This window comes from Anoxybacter fermentans, from assembly GCF_003991135.1.
Taxonomy (GTDB): Bacteria; Bacillota; Halanaerobiia; order DY22613; family DY22613; genus Anoxybacter; species Anoxybacter fermentans.
In genome coordinates, this window is sequence record NZ_CP016379.1 from 505,008 (window position 1) to 528,814 (window position 23,807).

The window sequence follows — 23,807 nt, forward strand, 5'->3', positions numbered from 1 at the left end:
AGCCCTGTTGTCTAACTAGCGGGAAGACAACCTGTAAGCAAGGGCGTCATTGGTAACGGTGAGATTTTTACCCATCAAGTTATGGCTATAGACCGGGGCGTTCCTGCCAGCAGGCAGTAGCAGAAGCAGAAAGGTTCATGGACAGGTACGGATTAAAATATGTGGTGGATATGGACTTATCGAAATGCTTTGACCGGCTGGACATAGCCTATGAGATACAGGGAAATAAACTTAAGTTGGTAGTGAACAGGGAGAAAACACATTTAACTAATGTAAATAAAGGAGGGTTGTCATATACTCCAAATTTGTCACAATACATCTGAAAAAGATTAAGAAGTTTAAAGAGAAAATTAGGCAATTTACTCCCAGGAATTATGGAAAGAACCTGGAGATGATAATTAAAGAAATAAATCCAATTATCAGGAGATGGGCGAATTATTTCAGGATAGCGAATTGTAAGACAGTGTTTGCCAGGTTAATGGAATGGATGAGGCGAAGATTGAGGATGGAGAAGATGAAAGAGTGGAAGAGTTGGAACTAAGAAGAATGGGCTATCGAGGGGAGTTCAAAAAGATTTCGATGAGGAGATGGAGGAATTCTGCCAGCCCATTAATCAATATGGCATTGCCTAATAAATGGTTTGACGAGATTGGATTGGTAAATTTACAGAGATATGAGGTCGGTGTTTTGCATCGCTATTATGAATAGCGACTGAGGTTTATCAGAAGCCGTATGCGAGGCCCGTACGTACGCTTCTGTGAAAGGGATAACGCCGAGGCTGATCACCTTGGCGTTACCCTACTCGATATCAAAAGAACGTATTAACATTAAAAAAAATGATCAGGTTTTTCACCTGATCATATATAAATTATGTTGCAAGACTTGATTCTCTTAGCATTTGCAGTCGTTTGTGCGCCCAGTATTCAGGGATCTTCATTTCTTCAGCAACCCGTTTGATATTGAAGTCATTTTTGATATAGTAAGCTAAAAATATCTGTTCAGGAGCAAGAATATTTAATGCAAATTGATTACATTCACTTTCGCGTTCATCGTCTTCCATATCATCATGAAAACAATTAGCTATAGTGTTAGTATGATACAGGTAATGGTAAATCTCATGCAAGATAGAAAAGCGAATCTCGCTTTCCGGTCTATTGTCGTCATAGGCGAGCAAAATTTTTTCACTACTATGGTCTTTACGTCGTATAAGCATTGCCGGGCGAGAAATAGGTAGAGGTAATGCTTTCACCATAAAGTTATCGTTTTCTAGTACTAGCAAATCCAAGAGTTTGAAGACATCGACAGGAAATTTTAAATTATTACGTTCAATAATGTCATTGATATATTCTGTATGTAACTGAATTTTTTTGTTGAACATCAAGATCCCTTCCTACTCATCTTTTTCACGGCTGCCGAAGATTTCTTCAAAAGTTTTGATAGCAGAGATGATCTTGCTAATTTCTTCAGTACGTAGACTGCCAAGTTTATGCATCATAACCTGGAATTCTGGGTCGTCTCTAAAACGTTTAGCAGTCGCTTGCAATTCTTCAGGTAGGTTTTTAATGATCACATCATCATCTAAGGTTCCCTTGATTAAATAATCAGTTGTAGTGTTCAGAGTATCTGCGATTTTTTCAAGAACTTTAACCGATGGACCTGTTTTGTTGTTGACAATGTCGGATAGATGTGATGGTGAAATCCCTACCTGCTCTGCTAGATGTATGAATTTCATCCCCCTCTGCTTAACCAACGCTCTGATTCTATCCCCTATTGCCATGAATCAACACCTCCTCGCATTATATATTCGCCTTAAGTTAATTATTTCGGCTCTCCGTCAAATGTTGTGAAAGATAAGTTGGCTCCGTTGAATTGATTGGTAAATTGATTTTGAAATAAACATTTAAATTTAATAACTTAACATTGCATTAAATACTCTTCTCCTTAGATTCATAACATTTGGAACACCATATCCAATCCTTTTGATCAATTTAATCTTGTTATTGATACCCTCAGCAAAGCCATTGGTTATCTTAGTCTTAAAATAATTTAGTATTTTTTCTTCCCATCTTTGTATTATCTTTTTTACCTGGTAAAAAGGCATCAGCTTGCTTTTTATTACTTCTTTATACCACCTTTTTAGAGCTCTGGTGGCTTCTTTCACATCATCTAGCTGCAATAAGTCTCTGAATTCCTCTTTTAATTCCCAGGCCTTTTCTAGAGCTGGACTGAGTTCAAATAATTTGATGAGCTTTTCATGTTCTTCATCTGTCAATTCTTCAGCTCGTTTTTGGAGTAATAAACGACTTTGAAAAAACTTTCTTCTCTGATGATTATTTACTGTTTGTTGAACTTGTTTTCTAACTTCATCAAGGGCTCTGTTCATTAAAGTTACAAGATGAAATTTATCTATAACAATTTTTGCATGAGTAAATGCTGCATCTGCTACTGCTTTGAACGGCCGCCACATATCCATAGAGATCGATTGAATCTGTCGTCTTTGTTCATCTTCCCAACAATTAAAGTAGTCAATTAAATCATCCTTTTTGCGAGTAGGTAAAATGTCAATTAACTCCCGATTAATTGGATCTGTAATGCTAACTCCATATTTATGGCGTTTTAAAACTGCAAATTCATCGATACTGATGGCTTTTAATTGACTAAGTTTTGAAACTTGTTGTTTAATGAGAGGGTCAACTACTTTTTTAACTGCATTATTAACAGCTGTATAACTTAACCCGTTTTCTCTAGCAACTTTAGAATAATCCTTGCTGACAGTTTCTTTAGCAAGATATTTATCAAAGCGTTTGGTTTTACGGGCATATTTATCAATACTTTCATATTTTTCAGGGATACCCCTCTTATGACAATAAGGACAACGATATCTTTTCTTTAGAAGTCTAATGATTACTAGTTTACCTCTTATGGGGATGTCTCTAATATTTTGCCATTTTGTATCATGGATTTTATTAGTGATATTACCACACTGAGGACACACAATGTGATTTTTCTTTGCTTCAGCGATAAAAATATATCTGTCCTCCGTTGAAATAATTTCAGTTGCAATAATGTCTGGCAAATCAAGAAATTTTATGATATTATTATATTGCATTTGCTGGACTCCTTTCTTTGGTTTTTAGTTCGCAACTAATTAATTCAACGGAGCCAGCAAATGCCTTTTTATTTTTTATAATTTTTTCTTCACAACATTAATTATAGACCCATTATTTCCTGCTTTTGAATGAATTTTTTGAAAAAAAAATTAGAAAAACGTCAAAAACAGTTTTTATATGGAAATTTAAAGTAAATATATTGGTGACTGGTATATTATTTTTGAAAATTTTTTACAAGAACTATCTTAATTAAATAAAGAATTTTAGGTCATAATAAATATGATTAAACTGCAAAAAGCTAATGTTGAGCTCCATAGAAATTTTTCGTTTAACCATCTTAATGAAATTAAAGGAGAAATAAGGCCTCATATGAGGAGGTGATGAGCTAATCAAAGGTTAAGAGGACCTATGATTAGTGTACCTTATTTCGAACTAAAATCGAACTTTAGATGGTTTGAAAAATTTCTTTTAGAGCAAAAAATTGGCTTTTTGTGGTAAAATCAAATATAAAATCTGTATGAGGAGGTAAGAACCGTTGACAACCATCAAAGTTATTGAATTAATTGGTGAATCTCAGAAAAGTTGGACTGAAGCAGTTGAGAATGCGATTGCTGAAGCCTGTGAAACTATTGATGGGATCTCAGGAGTTGAGATTCTCAGTTTGAAAGGTACAGTACGGGATGGAAAAATTGTAGAGTATAAGGCAAATGTACAGTTAGCGTTCCCGGTTCGTGATAAAAGAGAACAAAACTTATAACAGGTTTTTGGCCCACATATTTTAAAGAAGGGTTGGAAATCTCCAGCCCTTCTTACCTTTAAGTATAATACTATGACTTTAACCCCCTTTTTCCTCGTCTTAGGGCATATTTTTTTAAAAAAAGGGAAGTCTTTAAAACGGAGGTGGTATAGTGATAAATGTAGACAAAACTCCGGATGAATATAATCAAATGATTCAAAAATATAGACAGAAAAAACCAAAATTGGTCAATTTAATCTTTGCATTTTTAGTAGGAGGAATCATCTGTGCCATTGGTGAGGGAATAATCCAATTGCTTAAGGCATTTGGTATGAATCAAGATCAAGCAGGTCCTATGGCTACTATTATTCTAATTTTTATTGGTTCCTTTTTAACAGGCATAGGGGTTTATGATGAAATAGGTCAGATTGGTGGAGCCGGTGCTGCAGTTCCTGTTACTGGCTTTGCCAATGCTATTGTCTCTCCCGCTATGGAATTTAGACAGGAGGGATGGATTTTAGGGTTAGGAGCCAAAATGTATATTGTTGCTGGACCTGTGCTTACTTATGGGATGGTCACAGCATTTTTGATGGGAGTATTAAAAATTATTTTTAAATTTTGAGCACAGTTAGGGAGGAGATGAGGTGAAACGTACAGGCAAGACAATTTATTTCGATTCACCGCCGGTTATAACTGCTACTTCCGCAATAGCTGGTGAAATGGAGGGGAAAGGTCCTTTAAAAGATTATTTTGATAAAATTGTCGGTGATGCCTATTATGATACCCAGACTTTTGAAAAAGCTGAAAGGAAAATCTGTGGTGAGAACTGTCAAAATCTTTTAAAGAAGGCCAATTTAAAACCAGAGCAGGTGGATTTTTTGCTAGCTGGAGATTTATTAAATCAGATTGTAACAGCTAACTTTTGTGCGCGGGAGCTTAAGATTCCCTTTATCGGGCTTTATGGTGCCTGTTCAACTTTAATTGAGGCATTAGCAGTAGGATGTATGGTCATTGATGGAGGATTTGCACAAAATATTATGGCTTTTGCATCCAGTCATTATCAGACGGCAGAACGACAATATAGGATGCCTAATGAATATGGTATTCAATACCCACCATATAAACAGTGGACGGTTACTGGTTCTGGAGCTTTTATTTTGAGTAAAGGTGGTTCAGGACCGCGCATTACTCATGCTACCATTGGAAGAGTAATAGACTTTGGTATAAAAGATCCCAATGATATGGGAGCAGCGATGGCGCCTGCAGCAGCAGATACCATTATTCAGCATCTGAGTGACTTAAATCGTAGTCCTGATGATTATGATTTAATTGTGACCGGAGATTTAGGGGAAGTTGGTAAAACTCTGGCCCGGGAATTATTGCGTGAGAAAAACTATGATGTAGATGCTATTTTGGATGACTGTGGAGTAATGCTTTATAATGATGATCAAAAAACTGGTGCAAAAGGGAGTGGTGCCGCAGCATCTGCTATAGTTCTGGCTTCTTATCTTTACCAGAAACTGAATCAAGGAGAGTTTAACAGGATTATGATTGTGGGTACCGGAGCTTTGCTTAGCCCTATTACTGCATTACAGGGTGATTCTATTCCTTCTATTGCCCATGGAATTACAATAGAAAAACCTGTCTAATGGAGGAAAATGAGGATGTTAATGATAATCAAGGCTTTTATAGTTGGAGGTTTAATCTGTGTTCTGGGTCAGTTGTTTTTGGATAATACAAATTATACCCCTGCTCATCTATTGGTAACTTTAGTGGTATTGGGGTCTATATTAACGACTTTTGGAATTTATGACAAGCTCTTAGACTTTGCCGGAGCAGGGGTTAGTATTCCTGTATCTAATTTTGGCTATATTCTTACAAAAGGTGTAATAATGGAAGCAGAGCGGGATGGACTGCTCGGACTTTTTAAAGGAGTATTGGAAGTAGCCAGTGCAGGAGTTAGTGCTTCCGTTATTTTCGGTTTTCTAATTGCAGCTTTATTTAAGCCAAAACGCTAAGGAGGTTCAAATGAATCCAAAGATCAGAGTTATTATCATAACAGATGGAGATAATATAGCCTGTCGGGCTGTAGAAGAAGCGGGACGTAAGTTAAATTTACGAACTATCTCAGCTTCAAAAGGTAATCCGACCCCCCTTCAGGGTGAGGAATTGGTAGCGTTAATCAAACAGGTCAAAAAAGATCCGGTTCTTGTGATGGTAGATGATTGTGGTAATCCACGTCTGGGCCAGGGGGAGAAAATTCTTCAATACCTTGATAACCATCCGGATATTGATATTTTAGGAGTAGTAGCAGTCGCTGCCAATTCTCCCAATGTAAAAGGGGTTGAGGTGAATTTTTCTATTGATCAGGGCGGTAATAAAGTGAAAGGTTCTGTAGATAAATATGGTATCCCGGAACCTGAGGGACACAGATTTATAGAAGGGGATACTGTTGATATTCTCAATGGAATGGATGTTCCCATTATTGTAGGTATTGGTGATATAGGTAAAATGCAGGCAGATAGTATTGAAAACGGTGTTTATGTAACTACCCGTGCTATCCTGGAGATTTTAAACAGGAGTGGGATTTATGAAAAAACAACCTATTAGCAAAAAGCTAAAGGATAATCTGGACTATATAAATGAACAATTTAATATGCCCAAAACCTTTGATTTACTCCAGAGAAATTTTATCATTGGAGGTAAAGATGCTTCCCTTATCTTTATAGATGGTTTGAGTAATGGAGAATTATTGGCAGAAATAATGAAGGTTTTATTGGATATTGAGAGGGAAGATCTTAGTGTTGATGTTATTAAAAAACTTTTAAAACAGCATATTATCGCTATTGAAATCCAGGAGGTAGAAACTTTAACTGAAGGAATTCAAGAGATTCTGGCTGGTCCTCAGTTATTATTACTGGATGGAGAAGAGAAAGGAATTATTATTGATGCTAGAACCTGGCTGTCCAGAAGTCCTGAGGAACCTGAATCGGAAAAAGCGACCCGGGGGCCTGGAGATGGTTTTGTTGAGACTATGCTTTTTAATGTGACATCGATTAGAAGGCGGATTCGTGATCCCAAACTGAGAGCAGAGGTAATAAAGGTTGGAAAGCGTTCACAAACAGATGTGGCATTAGTTTATATTGAAGATATAGCTAATCCTGAGATGGTCGATCAGGTTCGAACAAAGCTCGAACAGATTGATGTAGATGGAATTCCACTGGCTGATAAAAATATTGAAGAATACCTGGTGGGTAAATCTCTAAATCCCCTTCCTAGGGTTCGTTATACAGAACGTCCTGATACTGCTGCTGCCCACATCCTGGAAGGGTATCTGGTTATTATAGTTGATAATTCGCCTACAGCATTAATTTTACCAGCACCTTTCTTAGCCCATACCCAGAGTATGGAGGAGTACCGGCAAAATACCATTATGGGTACTTATTTAACCTTGATTAGATTAATTGCTGTTTTTATCTCGATGCTTTTACCGCCCCTCTGGCTTCTATTTTCGATACAACCGGATCTTTTACCGGAAGGACTCCAATTTATTGGTCCAAAGAAAATAGGGGCTATCAATTTAGGATTACAGTTTATCCTTGCAAGTATTGGAATTGATTTAATCAGAATGGCTTCAATCCAGACTCCAAATGCTTTAGCAACTTCACTCGGTTTAATTGGTGCTTTAATGTTGGGAGAATTTTCGGTGCAGGTTGGACTTTTTAGCTCTGAAGTTATCTTTTATATGGCTATTGCGGCAATTGCCAGTTTCACTATACCCGGATATGAATTAGCTTTGGTAATTAAACTTTACCGTTTCTTTTTGATAGTTCTGGTTGTTTTGTTTAAACTCTGGGGCTTTTTAGCTGGACTGTTTTTGATCTTCATAATCTTTCTTAGAACCGAAAGTTTTGGAGTACCTTATCTCTGGCCCATTATTCCATTTGATTTTAAAAGTTTGAAGTCATATATACTCTGTAGTTCGGCCCGGTCTTTACCAAGAATGAGGCCTGAGGTTTTACGGACTGTAGATTCGGATAGAAAGCCTGAAAAAAGAGATAATAAGTAAGGAGGTTTCTTATGGGAATACGTGTTGGCATTCCACGCTGCCTTTTATATTATAGCTTTTTTCCAGGCTGGAAGAGTTTTTTTGAAGAATTGGGGGCAGAAGTAGTTCTTTCACCCCCTACTAACAAAAAAATTCTAGATTTAGGAATTAAAAAGGCGGTTGGTGAGATTTGTCTTCCGATTAAACTTTTTTTTGGCCATGTAGAGGTTTTAAAAGATAAAGTAGATTATATCTTCGTGCCCCGGATTATGAGTATCCATCGCAAAGAATGGATCTGTCCTAAGTTTTTGGGTTTACCGGATATGGTCAAGGCGCAATTTAAAGACCTACCACCAATGATTGCGCCGGATATTAATATGCGTAAATCGAGACTGACAATTTTTAAAGGAGCTCTAAAAGCAGCTCAACCATTTACAAAGAGCTGGTTAAAAGTTATGAAAGCACTTTACCGGGCATTGCAGATACAGTTTAAATATGAAAATAAACTAAAACAGGGTAAAACTCCCATAGAGATTCTGGAGAATATAAAATTACCTGATCCAGGGCCAGATCCTTTGGTCATTGCTTTACTTGGCCATCCATATTTAATCTATGAGACCTTTATAAACATGGATTTAATCCGCCGCTTACGAGGGATGGGAGCAATCCTTATTACGCCAGAAATGATCTCAAAAAGGCAGATTAAAAAAGGGGCTGCTCAGCAAAAAAAGGATCTTTTCTGGACTTTTAATAAAAAGATTTTAGGAGCAGCCAATCATCTTTTGACATCCAGTTCGCTTGATGGGATGATACTTTTGGCGGCCTTTGGATGTGGTCCTGATTCACTGATCAATGAATTAATAGAGCGGAGAGCTAAGCGTAAAGGAAAATTTCCCCTTCTCTCCATTAATTTAGATGAACACAGCGGAGAGGCGGGATTTATCACTAGATTAGAAGCATTTATCGATATGATTAAATTGAGGAGGGGGTGCTGATGAAAAAAATAACTTTTCCCCATATGGGATATATGAATATTTCTGTCAAATCCTTTCTCAATGAGATGGGAGTTGAACCTATTGAACCGCCACCCATCACAAAAAAGACAATGGATCTGGGGGTTCAATATGCACCTGAGTTTGCCTGTCTTCCTTTAAAAGTCAATCTGGGTAATTATCTGGAAGCCATAGACAAAGGAGCAGAGTGCATATTGATGGCAGGTGGATGTGGTCCCTGTCGTTTTGGCTATTATGCTGAAGTTCAACGGGAAATTTTACATGATCTAAAAAAAGATATAGAAATGATCGTTATAGAACCAAATATTCTAAGTATTTATCAGAGCTTTAAGTATCTAGCCGGAGGTCATTTATCTTTAAGTCGTTTATATCGAATTCTAAAGTATGTGATGGCAAAAATTCGGGCCATTGATAAATTGGAAAAGATTGCTCAGTATGTACGCCCCCGAAGTAGTAAACCTGAGGAAGTTAACAGTAGATTTCGCTATTTAATAAAGAAAATGGAAGATGCAGCTTCAGTAGAGAGTATTGAAAAGGTAAAAAAGGAAGGAGAAGAGTATTTACAGGAGCTAATTGATTCCAATCATGATCAGGTTCTTCATGTAGGAATTGTAGGGGAAATTTATTTGTTGTTGGAACCATTTGTAAATTTATATATTGAAGAAAAATTGGGTTTGATGGGAGTTCAGGTGCATCGGGAGATATTTTTAAGCCATTGGATTGATGATCATGTATTGCACCGGATTGACCGGAGTTGTTATAAAAAAGCTGCAGCCCCTTATCTTAACGTAATGATAGGTGGACATGGTCAAGAGACTATTGGAAGAACTGTTTTATACGCAAGAGAGGGGCTTGATGGGGTGATTCAGGTAGCCCCCTTCACCTGTATGCCCGAGATTGTTGCTGAAAATATATTGCCGGTTGTAAGCAAAAAGGAAAATATTCCTGTTTTGTCTCTCTTTTTTGATGAGCATTCTGGTGAAGCAGGGGTTGTAACCAGATTGGAAGCTTTTATAGATCTGATTCGTAGAAAAAGTGAGAGGAGAGTAGTACAGCTGTGAAAGGATATTTAGGAATTGATGTTGGTTCTGTCAGTACAAATATTGTTTTTATTGACAATAAAGGCGAAGTACAGGACTCCCTTTATATCCGTACCCGCGGCCGTCCTATTGAAGCAGTCAAAAAGGGGCTAGAGGAGCTTTATCTGTCTCGTCCTGAAATGAAAGTTTTGGGAGTCGGAACTACTGGAAGCGGCCGTGCTTTGATTGGGGTGATGGTTGGAGCTGATTCTATCAAAAATGAGATAACGGCTCATGCGGTTGCTGCTACTCATATTCATCCCGATGTGAGGACAGTATTGGAGATTGGTGGACAGGACTCGAAGATAATTATAGTACGTCGGGGTGTGGTAGTAGATTTTGCAATGAATACTGTCTGTGCAGCAGGAACCGGGTCATTCCTTGACCAACAGGCCAGTCGGTTGGGAATTCCGATTAAGGAGTTTGGGAATCTGGCTTTACAGTCAAAAAACCCGGTGCGTATTGCCGGACGTTGTTCTGTTTTTGCTGAATCGGATATGATTCACAAACAGCAGATGGGACATCCTATTCCAGATATTATAGCAGGATTATGTACTGCTTTAGTTCGAAATTATTTAAATAATGTAGGAAAAGGCAAAGAGATTTTAGAACCGGTTATCTTTCAAGGTGGAGTTGCCGCTAATGTTGGTATTAGAAAAGCTTTTGAAGATGCTTTAAAGGTTAAGATTATAATTCCTAAATATTTTAATGTTATGGGAGCCATAGGTGCTGCTCTTCTTGCCAGAGAAGAGGTAGAATACGGGAAAAAGTCTACAAAATTTAAAGGTTTTGACATGCTTAAGATGGATTTTCAGGCCAGCAGTTTTGAATGTGATGGATGTCCAAACCACTGTGAAGTGATAAATTTCAAGCAAAATGGTAAATTAATTGCCCGTTGGGGTGCTAAATGTCCGAGATGGGAGGTAAGTTGATTGTGTTAATTTTTCACTTCATGAGTTGCACATAACTTGCTCCCACGGAGAACATTATATTTAGTTTTTCTGGTAGTGTACAGGTAAGTCTCTGAAAAAAAGTTTGTCAAAAAGTTCTAATAATTAATAATTCTTTATCATCCCCTCCTTGACTTTATTAAAATTTTGTGTAAAGATGGAAATAACAAAAGGAGAAGGGAGTTGGGATGATGTATGACATTTTGATCAGGAATGGAAAGATTGTGGATGGAACGGGTAATCCCTGGTTTAGAGGGGATATAGGGATTAAAGATGGTAGGATTGTAAAGATTAGTAAGATTTCGCCTGATGCAGAGGCAAAGCAGGTGATTGATGCTCGGGGAATGGTAGTTTCACCCGGGTTTATTGATATCCATAGCCATTCCGACCTACCGCTTTTGGTGGATGGGCTAGCTCAGGGTAAAGTCCGTCAGGGTGTGACTACTGAAGTTATAGGTAACTGCGGTTTTACTCTTGCTCCTTTGATGAGTAAGATGGCTAAAGAAGATCTTAAAAATGAACTTGAAGAATTTGGTCTTGAGTTAAATTGGGAGACTATGGATGAATATTTAAACTTACTGCAAAAACAGGGTGTATCACTAAATGTGGTTCCCCTTATTGGTCATGGTATCATCCGAAAGTCAGTTATGAATTATGATAAACGTAAGGCAAGTAATGAAGAGATAAAAAAAATGCGTCAATTGGTCAGAGAGTGTATGGAAGCAGGTGCTTTTGGAATTACTACTGGCCTTATTTATCCGCCTTCCTGTTATGCTGACTTAGATGAATTGGTTGATTTGGCAAAAGTAGTGGCTCATTATGGAGGATTTTATGCTACTCATATGCGTAATGAGAGCGCTGAGTTATATCAAGCTGTGGAAGAGAGTATTGATATAGGTAGAAGGGTAGGTTTACCCGTCCAAATTTCCCATCATAAAGTTTGTCAACCAGATCATTGGGGGGAAGTGGATAGGACATTAAAATTGATGCATAGGGTAAGGAATGATGAGGGACTGGATGTGACTTGTGATGTTTATCCATATATAGCGACAGCTACTGGTTTGAGTGCGGTGATTCCTGAAGAATATCATGAAGGTGGGAAAGAAAAGTTATTGGCACATTTAAAAGATCCGGCGACTAGAAAAATCCTTTTATCCATATTAGAAACCCAGCAAGGCCCAAGAGGCTGGCACAATCTCTTTATTTCAAGTGTCAAAACAGAAAAGAACCGTACAGCTGAAGGGAAAGATGTTCAGACTCTGGCAAAAGAGCGTGGTATAAGTCCAGCAGATGTAGTAATTGATCTTTTAATTGAAGAGGAATTAGCTGTGGGAATGATTCGTTTTGCTATGTGTGAAGATGATGTGGTTAGGGTGTTAACAGATGATCTGGCAATGGTTGGTTCAGACGGAGGTGCTCTTGCGATAGATGGGCCTTTAGCTAAGGGTAAACCCCATCCGCGTAATTTTGGAACTTTTCCCCGGGTCTTAGGTAAATATGTTCGGGAAGAAGGAGTATTAACCCTGGAAAAAGCTGTACAAAAGATGACTTCAATGCCTGCTGCCAGATTAGGTTTGATGCAAAAAGGAATTTTACGGGAAGGTCTCGATGCAGATATAACCATTTTCGATCCAGCTACTGTTAAAGATATGGCTGATTTTAAGAATCCTTTACAATATCCCGTGGGAATTTTTCATGTAATTGTCAATGGTACCATCGTGGTTCAAAATGGGGAACATACCGGGAAAAAACCGGGGAAAGTTTTGCGTAAGAGTTAATAAAATAAGGGGATGAAAGATATTTTTTAAAATATTACGTAATATTTTTAATATTGAAACAGGAAATTTATTACCAGTCTAGAAATTTTATATGTAAATATGACTTTTTTAAATTAAAATATTGAAGGAGTGCTTATAGGTTATGCGTAAAGTAATAGGAATTACTTCTTCACAACAAACGGTAAATGATCCTCTGGAATTTACATTGCCAAAGTTATATGTCCGGGCCATTGAAAATGTTGGAGGTCTTCCTCTTATCCTGCCCATTATTGATAAAGATGTGGCTTTAATTGCTGAAATGGTTGAACGTGTAGATGGAATTTTGCTTACCGGTGGTGTTGATGTAGATCCTATGTTATTTGGTGAAGAACCACATACGGAAATGGGACGGATAGATCCAGAAAGGGATTTTTTTGAATTGCATTTAGCTAAAATTGCTTTAGAAAAGAATCTACCTATATTAGGTATATGCCGTGGATGCCAGGTTCTTAATGTAGCAGCAGGAGGAACCATTGTTCAGGATATCCCATCTTTTTATGGTAAAGATAAAGTACATAAGCATAAACAGACTGCTCCGCGTTGGTATCCAACCCATAGTGTGGAGATTGTAAAAGGAAGCAAATTAGAAGCTATTTTTAAAACAAATAAAATTACTGTTAACAGTTACCATCATCAATCTGTCAAAGAACCTGCTCCCGGTTTTATTGTATCTGCTAAAGCAAAAGATGGAATTATTGAAGCCATTGAAGGAATCGAATATAAGTATGCATTAGGTATTCAATGGCATCCTGAGTTGATGTGGCAAAAATATCCTCAATTTAAAAATCTATTTCAGAGTTTCATTGATGCCTGTTAATACTTCAGGAGGAGGGATTCCTTCTTTTTTTAAAAAATCCCGACCCTATAAAGAAAACTTAAGCTTTCACCTCTTGAAAAAGGGAGGGGAATTTGATAGAACTAAAATTTTTTAAGGAGGTATCTGTATGAGAAGTAGAGTAGTTATTTTGGTTTTGGCAATGTTTATGCTGTTTAGTTTGACTATTCTAGCAGAAGAACCACAATATGGTGGAACTTTACATTTCTACAATAGTTCAGACTGGGAAACTATCGATCCTGCTTATGCATCAGGTTTTGATAGTGGCGCAATGGCCGTAAAGATATTTGATGGTCTGGTTCGTTTTGACTATTATTCTAATGATGTAGTACCATGTCTTGCTACTGATTGGGAAGTAAGTGATGACGGTCTTGTCTGGACATTTCATTTAAGAAAAGATGTTAAGTTTCATAATGGTCGTCCATTAACTGCTCATGATGTAAAATATTCCTTTGACCGTCTGTTTGATCCAGAAGTGGCTTCTCCAGGAACCTGGGCTTTTGATATGATCCTGGGAACTGATGCAGCATTAGCTGGTGAAGCTGAAGGTGTTGAAGGTGTTAAAGTTATCGATGATTATACTGTATCCTTTATTTTAAAATACCCATTTGGACTGTTTTTAAAGCACCTGACTCTGCCATATGCTCTTATAGTTCCTAAAGAAGTAGTAGAAGAGTATGGAGATCAATTCAGTGAACACGCTGTTGGTACCGGTCCATGGAAACTGGTTAAATGGGAACATGATAATATTCTGGTTCTTGAAGCCAACGAAGATTATTTTGAGGGCCGGCCATATGTTGATCGGGTTGAATATCGGGTAATTCCAGAACCTTTGACTGCTATTGCAGAATTTGAGGCCGGTAATTTAGATATGGCCGGTATTCCAGATGCAGAGTGGGAGAGATGGACTGAAGATCCATATTGGAAAAACTATATTGTTGAACAGACTGAACTCAGTACTTATTATCTGGCTATGAATCAAAAGTTTAAACCTCTGGATGATCCAAAGGTTCGCCGGGCTATTGCTCATGCTATTGACGTTCAAACCATTATTGATACTCTCCGTCGTGGTACTGATACATTAGCAACTGGTCCAATTCCTCCAGATATGGAAGGTTATGTAGATTTACCACCAATTGAGTATAATCCGGAAAAAGCTAAGCAATTGTTGGCTGAAGCTGGTTATCCAGATGGTTTTGAGATCGATCTCTGGACTACTACTAACTCTACAACTGTACGAATGGCTGGGGCTTTCCAGGCTTACCTGGCTCAGGTTGGTATTAAGGTAAATATCATCAAAAATGACTGGTCTGTATTCTTCTCCGCCGTTAAGAAAGGCGAAGTACCAATGTATTACCTTTCATGGTGGGCTGACTATGCTGATCCCTACAATTTCTTAAAGCCTCTCTTCTATAAGCAGAAGAGAATCAATATGAATGACCCGGTTATCAATAAGCTGATCGAAGAGATGGAAAGAACCACTAATCCAAAGGTTCGTTATAAACTGGCTGAAAAGGTTGTTGAAAGAGTATATGAATTGCAGCCATATGTCTGGTTATATCATACCACTAGCTTCACTCTCAAGCAGCCATGGATAAAAGGCGAAATCTGGCATCAAATGTACGATGCAGATAAGCTAACTACCATCTGGATTGACAAAGAATTAAAGAATAAATAAACTGTCATTATAACACTCTCCTCTTTTAGGGGGGAGTGTTATTTTACCATTTTATGCTAAGAGGTGAGGCAGACCAATGTTTGAATATATAATTCGACGTATTATCCTTATTGTGCCGGTTCTGCTCGGGGTATTGTTTGTTACCTTTTTGCTAATGTTTATAATTCCAGGAGACCCTATCACTACAATGATGGGTCAGCGGGCAGATGATAAAGTTATCGCCAGAATTAGAGCGGAATTGAGATTGGATGATCCCTGGTATATACAGTTTATAAGATATGTTGGTCGTACACTAAGGGGTGATTTGGGAAAGTCGTATATTACACACCGATCGGTAGCCAGAGATTTAATGGAAAAATTACCTGTTACAGCCAGATTGGCTCTTTCAGCTATGATTGTAGCTATTACAATGGGAGTATTAATCGGAATCCTTGCTGCAGTTTATCATAATACCTGGGTTGATCGGGCAGTAATGGTTTTTGCTTTGATTTTTATTTCAACCCCGGTATTCTGGTTTGGACTTATTCTTGTCTTTGTTTTTGGTATGACTTTGGGCTGGTTTCCTATATCCGGGATGGGAGATGGAGGTATTAAATATATAGTTTTACCTGCCATCACTCTTGGAACCCGGGCTGCAGCTTTTCTGGCCAGAATGACCCGCTCTACTATGCTTGAAGTGATTCGCCAGGATTATATTAGGACAGCCCGTTCTAAAGGTTTGAGTGAAAAAATTGTTATATTTAAACATGCTTTAAAAAATGCTCTGATTCCCATTGTAACTATTATTGGTCTTGATTTTGCATCATATCTGAACGGTTCAGTTTTGACTGAGACCATTTTTGGCTGGCCAGGATTCGGTCGGTATGTGGTACAGGCTATAAATAAGCGTGATTTTCAGGTAATTGCCGGATCTGTATTGGTGGGTGCAGTTATATTTGTATTTGCTAATCTAATTGTTGATTTGACATATGGCTTTCTGGATCCAAGAATTCGCTATGAGTGAGGGGAGGAGGGGAGTATTAAATGAGTAATCTTCAGTTGGCAAAACGGAGGTTGAAGAAAAGCCGTAGTCTATGGTATGATTCCTGGCTGCGCTTGAAGAGAAATCCTACAGCAATGTTTGGACTATACATTATTATTTTTCTGGCGCTTGTTGCTATTTTTGCTCCGGTTTTAGCTCCATATGATCCTTTTCAGATTAATTTGTTGGAATCAGTTAAACCGCCTTCTAAAGCACATTGGTTTGGGACAGATTATTATGGGCGTGATATTTTAAGCCGTCTCATTTACGGTACCCGTATTTCAATGACCGTTGGTTTTGTGGTACAATTTATTACTCTCGTCATTGGTGTAACACTGGGGGCAATTGCAGGGTATTTTGGAGGAAAAGTAGATATGATCATTATGAGAATCGTTGATATTATTATGTCCTTTCCAGGGCTGCTATTTATAATTGGTGTTCGGGTTGCCCTGGGACCTGGATTATTCAATATTTTTATAGCAATGAGTGTGGTTGGATGGACAGGTAAGGCGCGGATTGTCCGGAGCCAGGTACTTTCCATCCGTGAAATGGAATATATTGAAGCTGCCAGGGCCTTAGGAGTTAAAACTCCTACAATTATCTTTAAACATATTCTTCCCAATTGTATGGCTCCGTTGATCGTTTCCGTTACTATGGGAATTGCTGGAGCTATTATGTCTGAAGCCGGTTTAAGTTTTCTTGGTTTAGGTGTTCAGGAACCGATTCCAAGTTGGGGTTCTATAGTTTATGAAGGATTGAGCTATTTAAGGACTGCACCATGGTACACTTTATTCCCTGGTTTGGCAATTGCACTAACTGTATTAGGATTTAACCTATTAGGTGATGGGCTTCGTGATGCTCTTGATCCTAAACTCAAATAATGATTTTACTGCAAAAAGCTAATTTTTCGCTTTATAAAGAAATTTTTCGAACCATCTAAAGTTCGATTTCAGTCGAAATAAGGCACACTAATCAAAGGGCCCTCCTGGCCCTTGATTAGCTCATCACATCCTGTGATGAGGCCTTATTTCTACTGAAATTTCACTAAGATGGTTTAACGAAAAATTTCTATAGCGCTCAAAATTAGCTTTTTGCAGTTTAGTCAAATAATAACTTTTTTGATTGCAGCTTAATAAGGCTGCAATCTCTTTTTATGTCTTTTTTTATTAAACCCTTTGTGATATAATAATGAAATAGACTGCAAGGTTTACCGGAAGGAAGAGGTGTTAGATTATTATGGATGTTATTATAACCCATGAAGGAACAGATTTTGATGGATTGGCTGCAATGATCGCCGCAAACAAAATCTATCCCGATGCTGTTCCGGTTTTTCCTGGGTATCTATCAAATCAGGTAAAAAACTTTATGGCATTATTCAAGGATCAGTTTCAAGTGTTCCGCCCAAGGGATATTGACTTTAAAAAAATTAAAAGAATCATTCTGGTGGATACGAAAGATCCTGCCAGGGTTGGACCTTTTCGTGAACTGTTGTTTAATGAAGAGATCAGTAAAATAGTCTATGACCATCATCTGCTGGATGAAAAGATTTTTGACTTTGATTTTGTGGATTATACCTCGCCGGTAGGTTCAACCACTACCATCCTAATCCAACGCATCAAGTCAGAAGAAATTCCCATTACTCCTATTGAAGCAACTCTTTTTGCTCTGGGAATTTATCATGATACAGGATGTCTTACATATTCAACAACTACTCCATTGGATGCCGAAATGGTAGCCTTTCTCTTAAAAAAAGGTGCCAGATTAAGTGTAGTTGAAAAATTTGTAGAGTTACCTTTAAATGAAGCTCAGCAAGAAGTATTAAATGTACTTTTAGATCAGGTGGAACATGAAGTGATTCACGGACTTAGAATTGATATCTATTCGGCTGTTTTGCAGGAATATTTGTTAGGAATTAACAATATTATACATAAATTACGGGATATCAGAGAAGCAGATTTATACTTTGTTGTTGTAGAAATGGAAGGTCGGGTGCTTATTGTGGCACGTTCTGATGTAGATTCTATAAACTTAAATCAGTTTCTTGAATATTTTGGTGGTGGTGGTCATTCCGGTGCTGCTTCGGCAGTGATTAAAGGGGCAAAATTAGAGGATGTCAAAAGAAAGCTTAAAAAGATGTTGCATGAGTATATCCAGCTACCTCGGCTTGCTAAAGATATTATGACAACTCCGGTAAAAACTGTTCCTCCTGATGCTACCATTCGGCAGGTAGAAGAGATTATGCTTCGGTACGGCCACTCCGGGCTTGTGATTATGGATGAGGATGGTATCAAAGGAATCTTTTCCAGACGGGATTTAGATAAAGTGAAAAAGCATAATTTATCTGATGTACCTGTAAAGGGTTATATGACAAGAAAAGTAGTGACTGTCTCACCCAATGCTCCTATAAGTCAGGTACAGAAATTAATGGTGACCCATGATATTGGACGCTTACCGGTTGTTGATGAAAATGGAGAACTTCTGGGGATTATTACCCGTACTGATCTTTTAAATGTTCTCTATGGAGAAGATATATCCGTACGGCCAAGTTATTATGGCAGTTCATTGGTAAAAGTAGATCCAAAATATTATAATATCCAATCCTGTCTGGCTCAAACTCCACCGGAGTTATTTGATCTCTTCTGTCAAATTAGAGATTTAAGTGAGACTTTACATGTTGAGCCTTATTTAGTTGGTGGTTTTGTAAGGGATCTTCTCCTTAAGCGCCCTAATAAAGATCTGGACCTGGTAATTGAAGGAGATGGTATTGAATTTGCCCGGAAATTACATCAGGTTTTAGGGGGTAAACTGGATGTTCATCCTAATTTTGGTACTGCTACTCTGGATTTGAATGGTTTTCATCTAGATGTAGCTACTGCCAGGGTTGAATATTACGAATATCCTGCCGCTTTGCCTCAAGTAAAACCGGGACGTTTGAAGCAGGATCTTTACCGCAGGGATTTTACTATTAATACACTGGTTATTTCTCTTAGTAAGGAGAAGTTCGGCTGGTTAATAGATTTCTTTGGAGGAAATGAAGATCTTAAAAAAGGTATTATACGGGGGCTACACAGTTTCACCTTTATTGATGATCCAACCCGGATTCTACGGGGAATCAAATTTGCTGTAAGATTTGGCTTTACTATTGAAGAAGAAACTGATCTATTGATCCGTCAGGCCGTTGAGCATGGGGTTATTAAAGAACTCAAAGGACCTAGATTTTGGGAAGAACTGAAATCTCTTTTAATGGAAGGAAAAGAATTAAAAACTTTACAGTATCTGGATGATTATGGTATATTAAGGGAGATTGCACCTGATTTTAAACTTACCGATCAACAGTGGAAAAATTTGAAGCGAATTGATTGGGTTATTCAGCTATTTAAAGATCAATGTATAGTTCAACGGTGGCTTTTGGTTTTGATGGTTATCTTTGCTAATTTGTCTAAAGAAACTATAGAAAGAATTGCTAATGACTGGAATCTAAGTTTAAAGGATCGAGCTCAGCTGAATTTTATCCATGAAGAAGTATATCGTGTAAAGGAAAAGTTAAGTGAAGGAAAATTAAGACCTAGTCAAATCTATAATCTTTTGGAGTCTTTAGGCTCTGAAGAGTTGATGTATCTTGTTTTGATTAGTGATTCTCAGCTGATTTTAGATCAGGTTTTGGAATTTTATAATCGGTTACGAAGGATAGATGTAGAGGTCTCTGGCAAAGATATAATTAATCTTGGGTTTTCTCCCGGCCCACTCTTTAAAGAGGTGATTTCCAAAGTTAAGGAAGCGAAATTGAACGGTAAAGTTAAAAGCCGTGAGGAGGAATTGGAATTTATTAAAGAGTATTTAAAGGAAAGGAAAGGTGGGCAAAGTGAGTTTTGATTGGTATTCGATAATTTTAGGAATTCCTGTCTTTTTACTCTCATTATCTATCCATGAATTTGCACATGGGAAAGTTGCTGATCTTTTAGGAGATCCTACTCCGCGTTGGATGGGGAGATTGACACTTGACCCTCGGGCTCATATTGATCCTTTTGGTTTGATTGTACTTTTATTGACTCAAAGGATTGGGTGGGCTAAACCGGTTCCTGTAAATCCAACTTATTTTAAAAATCCCCGAAAAGGGATGCTGTATGTTGGACTTGCTGGGCCGCTCTCCAATCTGACCCTGGCAATTATGATGGCTATAATTCTGCACGTATGGAGATTTTTTAATTACAGCACTTTTGGGATGCCCTTCTCTATAATGATAAGTATTTTTGATCTTATTCGTTTGATGCTAATTGTAAATGTTGCCCTTGCAGTATTTAATCTATTACCATTTCCTCCACTCGATGGTTCCCGGATACTGGCAGGTCTTCTTCCATCCAGACAGGCTTATATTTTGGATTATCTGGAAGGTAATATAGGAATGATGATTCTTTTTATGTTAGCAATGACTGGTATTTTGGGTAAAATTATCTCTCCAATAATTTGGTTTGTGATTAGACTTATGGGGTTGTGATAAAATAATGCTGTATCGGGTCAAACAATTCTACAGTGCTATTACAGCAAAAGTTAAAGAAGAAGAGGTTCAGTTTATCTCACAATATTTAAATCCGATGGAGAGAGAGCTTTTTTATAAAATGTCCATTATTGACCAGCGCCATGCTCTTGATGTAAGTTATAAAGTAAAAGAATATTTAATAAACCGGAAGATAGTAGCTGATGAAGATGATATGGAGTTAAAAATTATGATAAAAGCTGCTCTACTTCATGATGTGGGAAAAAGGGCAGGAGATTTGACAATTATGGATCGGATATTAATTGTTCTTTTGGAGCGGTTTTTACCAGATTGTATTCAACGCTGGGCATTAAAGGGAAAAGGTGGATTTATTCAAAACCGCCGTCACGCTTTTTTTGTTGCTGTAAATCACGGGAAACTGGGAGCTGAACTTTTACAAAAGATCGGTTGTGATCAGGATGTAATTAATCTTGTTATTGACCATCACCGACCGGATGCTTTATATAGACGAATAAAAATTTTAAAGGAAGCTGATCGTAATTCTTAAAGTAATGGGGGGATGAAAGATGAAAAAGGGAAGAATTTTGAGTGGAAGTAGACCAACTGGAAGACAGCATTTAGGTCATTTGAAAGGAATTTTAGAGAATTGGGCCAGTTTGCAGGATGATTATGAATGTATCTTTGAGGTTGCTGATTGGCATGCTCTGACTACTAAATATAACCGGACTTATGAATTAAAAGATAATATCCGTGAAACGGTTATCGACTGGATAAGTGCAGGAATTGACCCTAAAAAGAGTATTATTTTCGTTCAATCTGATGTGAAAGAACATGCTGAATTGGCATTGCTCTTTTCTATGATTGTTTCTGTTGGACGATTAGAGAGGAATCCTACCTATAAAGAACAGGTTCAGGAGTTGAATCTGGGTGATTCGGTTTCTTTAGGACTTTTAAGCTACCCTGTCTTACAGGCAGCAGATATTTTGATTTACAAAGCTGATACTGTTCCCATTGGTGAAGATCAATTACCGCATCTTGAGTTAACACGGGAAATAGCCCGACGGTTTAACTATCTTTATGGTAAGGTTAAAGAAAATGGTGATGGGGAAGAGAGGGAAGAAATTCTTCCAATTCCAGAACCTTTATTAGCTAAAGTTCCTAGATTGCCTGGGACTGACCGGCGGAAAATGAGTAAGAGCTATGGAAATGCTATTTATCTGGCAGATTCTCCAGATGAAATTTTAAAGAAGGTAAAAAGTATGATTACCGACCCACAGCGGGTTCGTTTAAAAGATCCGGGAGACCCTGAGGTCTGTACTGTATATGATTATCATAAAATTTTCTCGCATCCTGAGTTAGTTGAAGAATGTAGTACAAAATGTCGTGAAGCTGGTATCGGATGTGCTAAATGTAAGCAGTATTTAGTTGAGATGCTTGTTGAATATTTGGCTCCAATCCAGAAGAAACGTAAAGAATTGGAGGCACAACCTGAAATTATAGATGAGATTCTTGAAAATGGAAAAGAAAAGGCAACCAAAATAGCTCGTCAAACTATGGAAGAAATCAGGGAGGCTATGCATTTAAAGAGGTGAAATAGGTGGAATATCAAGTTAATCTGGGTTTTTTTGAAGGACCGCTGGATTTGTTGTTTCATCTGGTAAAAAAGAACAAACTAGAGATTAATAATATTTCTCTGGCTGCCGTTACCGAGCAGTATTTGGCCTATATTCGTAAAATGCAAGAACTGGATCTGGATTTTGCCGGAGATTTTCTGGTAACAGCAGCCCAGCTAATGGAACTCAAATCCCGCACTCTTTTACCTTCATATCAGGAAAAAGGAGACGATAAGAAAGCTCAGCCTCATGAATTGGTGACTAAACTTTTAGAGTACAAGAAATTTAAAGAGTTGGCCAGTCAATTGAGGGAAAGAGAAGAGAACAGAGGATTATTTTTTACCCGGGATAATGAGAAATTAATTGATGAAATCGTCTCTGACTTACCGGAATTTAATCCCCTGGAAAATGTAACCCTGGATGATTTTAGAGAAGCGTTTATTAAAGCCTTAAGAGATGCAGCAAAGCGGGAAAAAGCCTTAAAAGAAGCTAAAGAAGATGACCAGCCCGAATTTAGAGTAGAAGAGATTAGCATTAAAGATAAGTTACTGGAGTTGGAAGCCATTATAGAAGAGTCTTCAGGGTGGATTACCTTTGGTGAACTTTTCTCAACGACAACATCACGTATTGAAGTTGTGGTAACATTTCTTGCTCTACTGGAACTGATAAAATTAAAAAAAATCAAAGTATCTCAAAATCAATTATATGGAGAGATTTTGATTTGTCGGGAAGGTTGAGGTGAATTGGATGGAGGACCAATATAAACCATTGATAGAAGCGTTATTGTTTGTATCCACTGATCCTCTTACTCCTGAAGAAATTGAACGGGTTGTGGGAATTTCTAAAGAGACGATTGAAAAATTGATTCAAACTTTGGCCGAAGAATATGATAAGACAGGGCGGGGTTTTCAGATTCAGAAATTGGGGAAAGGGTATTCCATCTGTACCCGACCTGAATATGCCGAATATATTAGAGAACTCTACCAACCCAAAGTTCAGCAGCGTCTAAGCCAGGCTTCTTTAGAGACTCTAGCAATCATTGCTTATAAACAGCCTATCACCAGAGCTGAAATTGAGGAAATCCGCGGTGTTAAAGTTGAAAAAGCTCTTCTTACTCTTCAAAAGAGAGGCTTAATACAGGAATTAGGAAGGAAAAATACTATCGGGACTCCTATTCTTTATGGGACTACAGAAAAATTTCTCCAATACTTTGGTCTTAAAGATCTATCCGAACTACCAGAGCCTGCTGAATTTTCATTATTAGAAAAAAAGGATGTTGTTAAAGAAGCTATAGAGGAAGATGAAGAATTAGCCGAAGATTATGAAGCAATATCTTTACATAAGTCTTCCGGGGATTGATATATTGAACCGTGCCATGGTTAGGGGCACGGTTTGTTTAATGTTTAAGAAGT

At 37.8% G+C, this 23,807-nt stretch carries 24 protein-coding genes and 1 pseudogene; 22 read left to right on the forward strand and 3 right to left on the reverse strand.

Annotated elements, in window-relative coordinates:
- The first annotated feature begins 385 nt into the window (after nt 1-385).
- A complete protein-coding gene (locus tag BBF96_RS17290; protein WP_418655008.1) occupies nt 386-541 on the forward strand; it encodes a group II intron maturase-specific domain-containing protein in 156 nt (51 codons plus the stop codon).
- On the forward strand, nt 484-708 hold the full coding sequence (locus tag BBF96_RS16595) for a hypothetical protein (protein ID WP_205665689.1): 225 nt from the start codon (nt 484-486) through the stop codon (nt 706-708). The genes BBF96_RS17290 and BBF96_RS16595 overlap by 58 nt, the downstream gene beginning before the upstream one ends.
- Nucleotides 709-868: 160 nt before the next feature.
- Here BBF96_RS16595 and BBF96_RS02195 read toward each other — a convergent pair whose 3' ends face one another.
- The 3 genes from BBF96_RS02195 to BBF96_RS02205 form a co-directional block, all read right to left on the reverse strand.
- Nucleotides 869-1,378: an ImmA/IrrE family metallo-endopeptidase gene (locus tag BBF96_RS02195; RefSeq protein ID WP_127015641.1), complete on the reverse strand. Its 510-nt coding sequence runs from the start codon at nt 1,376-1,378 to the stop codon at nt 869-871.
- Nucleotides 1,379-1,390: 12 nt separating this feature from the next.
- On the reverse strand, nt 1,391-1,777 hold the full coding sequence (locus BBF96_RS02200; RefSeq protein WP_127015642.1) for a helix-turn-helix domain-containing protein: 387 nt from the start codon (nt 1,775-1,777) through the stop codon (nt 1,391-1,393).
- 129 nt (nt 1,778-1,906) lie between these two features.
- The gene (locus BBF96_RS02205; RefSeq protein WP_081499421.1) at nt 1,907-3,109 is read right to left on the reverse strand and encodes an ISL3 family transposase; all 1,203 of its coding nucleotides are present in this window, start codon (nt 3,107-3,109) and stop codon (nt 1,907-1,909) included.
- Between the two features lie 536 nt (nt 3,110-3,645).
- Here BBF96_RS02205 and BBF96_RS17295 point away from each other — a divergent pair.
- The 20 genes and pseudogenes from BBF96_RS17295 to scpB all read left to right on the forward strand — a co-directional run.
- Nucleotides 3,646-3,780: pseudogene (locus BBF96_RS17295) on the forward strand (dodecin family protein); the annotation flags it as partial.
- 238 nt (nt 3,781-4,018) lie between these two features.
- Nucleotides 4,019-4,468, forward strand: a complete 450-nt coding sequence (gene spoVAC, locus BBF96_RS02215; protein WP_205665690.1) for a stage V sporulation protein AC — start codon at nt 4,019-4,021, stop codon at nt 4,466-4,468.
- Between the two features lie 22 nt (nt 4,469-4,490).
- Nucleotides 4,491-5,495 (forward strand): stage V sporulation protein AD, encoded by a 1,005-nt coding sequence (spoVAD, locus tag BBF96_RS02220; RefSeq protein WP_127015644.1) that lies wholly within the window; start codon nt 4,491-4,493, stop codon nt 5,493-5,495.
- 15 nt (nt 5,496-5,510) lie between these two features.
- Nucleotides 5,511-5,864, forward strand: a complete 354-nt coding sequence (gene spoVAE, locus BBF96_RS02225) for a stage V sporulation protein AE (RefSeq protein ID WP_127015645.1) — start codon at nt 5,511-5,513, stop codon at nt 5,862-5,864.
- Nucleotides 5,865-5,874: 10 nt separating this feature from the next.
- Nucleotides 5,875-6,456 (forward strand): stage V sporulation protein SpoVABEA, encoded by a 582-nt coding sequence (gene spoVAEA, locus BBF96_RS02230; protein ID WP_127015646.1) that lies wholly within the window; start codon nt 5,875-5,877, stop codon nt 6,454-6,456.
- Nucleotides 6,437-7,915: a spore germination protein gene (locus tag BBF96_RS02235; RefSeq protein ID WP_127015647.1), complete on the forward strand. Its 1,479-nt coding sequence runs from the start codon at nt 6,437-6,439 to the stop codon at nt 7,913-7,915. The genes spoVAEA and BBF96_RS02235 overlap by 20 nt, the downstream gene beginning before the upstream one ends.
- An 11-nt stretch (nt 7,916-7,926) precedes the next feature.
- Nucleotides 7,927-8,889, forward strand: coding sequence for an acyl-CoA dehydratase activase-related protein (locus tag BBF96_RS02240; protein WP_127015648.1), 963 nt, complete (start codon nt 7,927-7,929; stop codon nt 8,887-8,889).
- Nucleotides 8,889-9,968, forward strand: coding sequence for a CoA protein activase (locus tag BBF96_RS02245; protein WP_127015649.1), 1,080 nt, complete (start codon nt 8,889-8,891; stop codon nt 9,966-9,968). Before BBF96_RS02240 ends, BBF96_RS02245 begins: the two co-directional genes overlap by 1 nt.
- The gene (locus BBF96_RS02250) at nt 9,965-10,918 is read left to right on the forward strand and encodes an acyl-CoA dehydratase activase (RefSeq protein ID WP_127015650.1); all 954 of its coding nucleotides are present in this window, start codon (nt 9,965-9,967) and stop codon (nt 10,916-10,918) included. The genes BBF96_RS02245 and BBF96_RS02250 overlap by 4 nt, the downstream gene beginning before the upstream one ends.
- 209 nt (nt 10,919-11,127) lie before the next feature.
- A complete protein-coding gene (locus BBF96_RS02255; RefSeq protein ID WP_127015651.1) occupies nt 11,128-12,714 on the forward strand; it encodes an N-acyl-D-amino-acid deacylase family protein in 1,587 nt (528 codons plus the stop codon).
- Nucleotides 12,715-12,856: 142 nt separating this feature from the next.
- Complete coding sequence (locus tag BBF96_RS02260; protein WP_127015652.1) at nt 12,857-13,570, forward strand: gamma-glutamyl-gamma-aminobutyrate hydrolase family protein; 714 nt, start codon at nt 12,857-12,859, stop codon at nt 13,568-13,570.
- Nucleotides 13,571-13,697: 127 nt separating this feature from the next.
- Nucleotides 13,698-15,266 carry an ABC transporter substrate-binding protein gene (locus BBF96_RS02265; RefSeq protein WP_127015653.1) on the forward strand — a complete coding sequence of 523 codons (1,569 nt, stop codon included), beginning with the start codon at nt 13,698-13,700 and terminating at the stop codon, nt 15,264-15,266.
- Nucleotides 15,267-15,342: 76 nt separating this feature from the next.
- Nucleotides 15,343-16,269, forward strand: coding sequence for an ABC transporter permease (locus BBF96_RS02270; RefSeq protein ID WP_127015654.1), 927 nt, complete (start codon nt 15,343-15,345; stop codon nt 16,267-16,269).
- A gap of 20 nt (nt 16,270-16,289) precedes the next feature.
- Nucleotides 16,290-17,168 (forward strand): ABC transporter permease, encoded by an 879-nt coding sequence (locus tag BBF96_RS02275; protein ID WP_127015655.1) that lies wholly within the window; start codon nt 16,290-16,292, stop codon nt 17,166-17,168.
- 355 nt (nt 17,169-17,523) lie between these two features.
- Nucleotides 17,524-20,160 carry a CBS domain-containing protein gene (locus BBF96_RS02280; RefSeq protein ID WP_127015656.1) on the forward strand — a complete coding sequence of 879 codons (2,637 nt, stop codon included), beginning with the start codon at nt 17,524-17,526 and terminating at the stop codon, nt 20,158-20,160.
- On the forward strand, nt 20,150-20,782 hold the full coding sequence (locus BBF96_RS02285) for a site-2 protease family protein (protein WP_205665691.1): 633 nt from the start codon (nt 20,150-20,152) through the stop codon (nt 20,780-20,782). Before BBF96_RS02280 ends, BBF96_RS02285 begins: the two co-directional genes overlap by 11 nt.
- A gap of 7 nt (nt 20,783-20,789) precedes the next feature.
- The gene (locus BBF96_RS02290; RefSeq protein ID WP_127015657.1) at nt 20,790-21,329 is read left to right on the forward strand and encodes an HDIG domain-containing metalloprotein; all 540 of its coding nucleotides are present in this window, start codon (nt 20,790-20,792) and stop codon (nt 21,327-21,329) included.
- A gap of 19 nt (nt 21,330-21,348) precedes the next feature.
- A complete protein-coding gene (gene trpS, locus BBF96_RS02295; protein WP_127015658.1) occupies nt 21,349-22,374 on the forward strand; it encodes a tryptophan--tRNA ligase in 1,026 nt (341 codons plus the stop codon).
- Nucleotides 22,375-22,379: 5 nt separating this feature from the next.
- Nucleotides 22,380-23,132, forward strand: a complete 753-nt coding sequence (locus BBF96_RS02300; RefSeq protein ID WP_127015659.1) for a segregation and condensation protein A — start codon at nt 22,380-22,382, stop codon at nt 23,130-23,132.
- A 10-nt stretch (nt 23,133-23,142) separates the two neighbouring features.
- A complete protein-coding gene (gene scpB / locus BBF96_RS02305) occupies nt 23,143-23,754 on the forward strand; it encodes an SMC-Scp complex subunit ScpB (RefSeq protein ID WP_127018153.1) in 612 nt (203 codons plus the stop codon).
- The last annotated feature ends 53 nt before the right edge of the window (nt 23,755-23,807 follow it).

What these genes read in the sequence shown, in the direction of transcription:
- BBF96_RS02245 (WP_127015649.1), top strand. Translation starts at nt 8,889, where the DNA reads ATGAAAAAAATAACTTTTCCCCATATGGGATATATGAATATTTCTGTC.
- BBF96_RS02235 (WP_127015647.1), top strand. Translation starts at nt 6,437, where the DNA reads ATGAAAAAACAACCTATTAGCAAAAAGCTAAAGGATAATCTGGACTAT.
- BBF96_RS02195 (WP_127015641.1), bottom strand. Translation starts at nt 1,378, where the DNA reads ATGTTCAACAAAAAAATTCAGTTACATACAGAATATATCAATGACATT.
- BBF96_RS02290 (WP_127015657.1), top strand. Translation starts at nt 20,790, where the DNA reads ATGCTGTATCGGGTCAAACAATTCTACAGTGCTATTACAGCAAAAGTT.
- BBF96_RS02205 (WP_081499421.1), bottom strand. Translation starts at nt 3,109, where the DNA reads ATGCAATATAATAATATCATAAAATTTCTTGATTTGCCAGACATTATT.
- BBF96_RS02200 (WP_127015642.1), bottom strand. Translation starts at nt 1,777, where the DNA reads ATGGCAATAGGGGATAGAATCAGAGCGTTGGTTAAGCAGAGGGGGATG.
- scpB (WP_127018153.1), top strand. Translation starts at nt 23,143, where the DNA reads ATGGAGGACCAATATAAACCATTGATAGAAGCGTTATTGTTTGTATCC.
- spoVAE (WP_127015645.1), top strand. Translation starts at nt 5,511, where the DNA reads ATGTTAATGATAATCAAGGCTTTTATAGTTGGAGGTTTAATCTGTGTT.
- BBF96_RS16595 (WP_205665689.1), top strand. Translation starts at nt 484, where the DNA reads ATGGATGAGGCGAAGATTGAGGATGGAGAAGATGAAAGAGTGGAAGAG.
- BBF96_RS02280 (WP_127015656.1), top strand. Translation starts at nt 17,524, where the DNA reads ATGGATGTTATTATAACCCATGAAGGAACAGATTTTGATGGATTGGCT.
- trpS (WP_127015658.1), top strand. Translation starts at nt 21,349, where the DNA reads ATGAAAAAGGGAAGAATTTTGAGTGGAAGTAGACCAACTGGAAGACAG.
- BBF96_RS02275 (WP_127015655.1), top strand. Translation starts at nt 16,290, where the DNA reads ATGAGTAATCTTCAGTTGGCAAAACGGAGGTTGAAGAAAAGCCGTAGT.
- spoVAEA (WP_127015646.1), top strand. Translation starts at nt 5,875, where the DNA reads ATGAATCCAAAGATCAGAGTTATTATCATAACAGATGGAGATAATATA.
- BBF96_RS02270 (WP_127015654.1), top strand. Translation starts at nt 15,343, where the DNA reads ATGTTTGAATATATAATTCGACGTATTATCCTTATTGTGCCGGTTCTG.
- BBF96_RS02240 (WP_127015648.1), top strand. Translation starts at nt 7,927, where the DNA reads ATGGGAATACGTGTTGGCATTCCACGCTGCCTTTTATATTATAGCTTT.
- BBF96_RS02260 (WP_127015652.1), top strand. Translation starts at nt 12,857, where the DNA reads ATGCGTAAAGTAATAGGAATTACTTCTTCACAACAAACGGTAAATGAT.
- BBF96_RS02265 (WP_127015653.1), top strand. Translation starts at nt 13,698, where the DNA reads ATGAGAAGTAGAGTAGTTATTTTGGTTTTGGCAATGTTTATGCTGTTT.
- BBF96_RS02255 (WP_127015651.1), top strand. Translation starts at nt 11,128, where the DNA reads ATGTATGACATTTTGATCAGGAATGGAAAGATTGTGGATGGAACGGGT.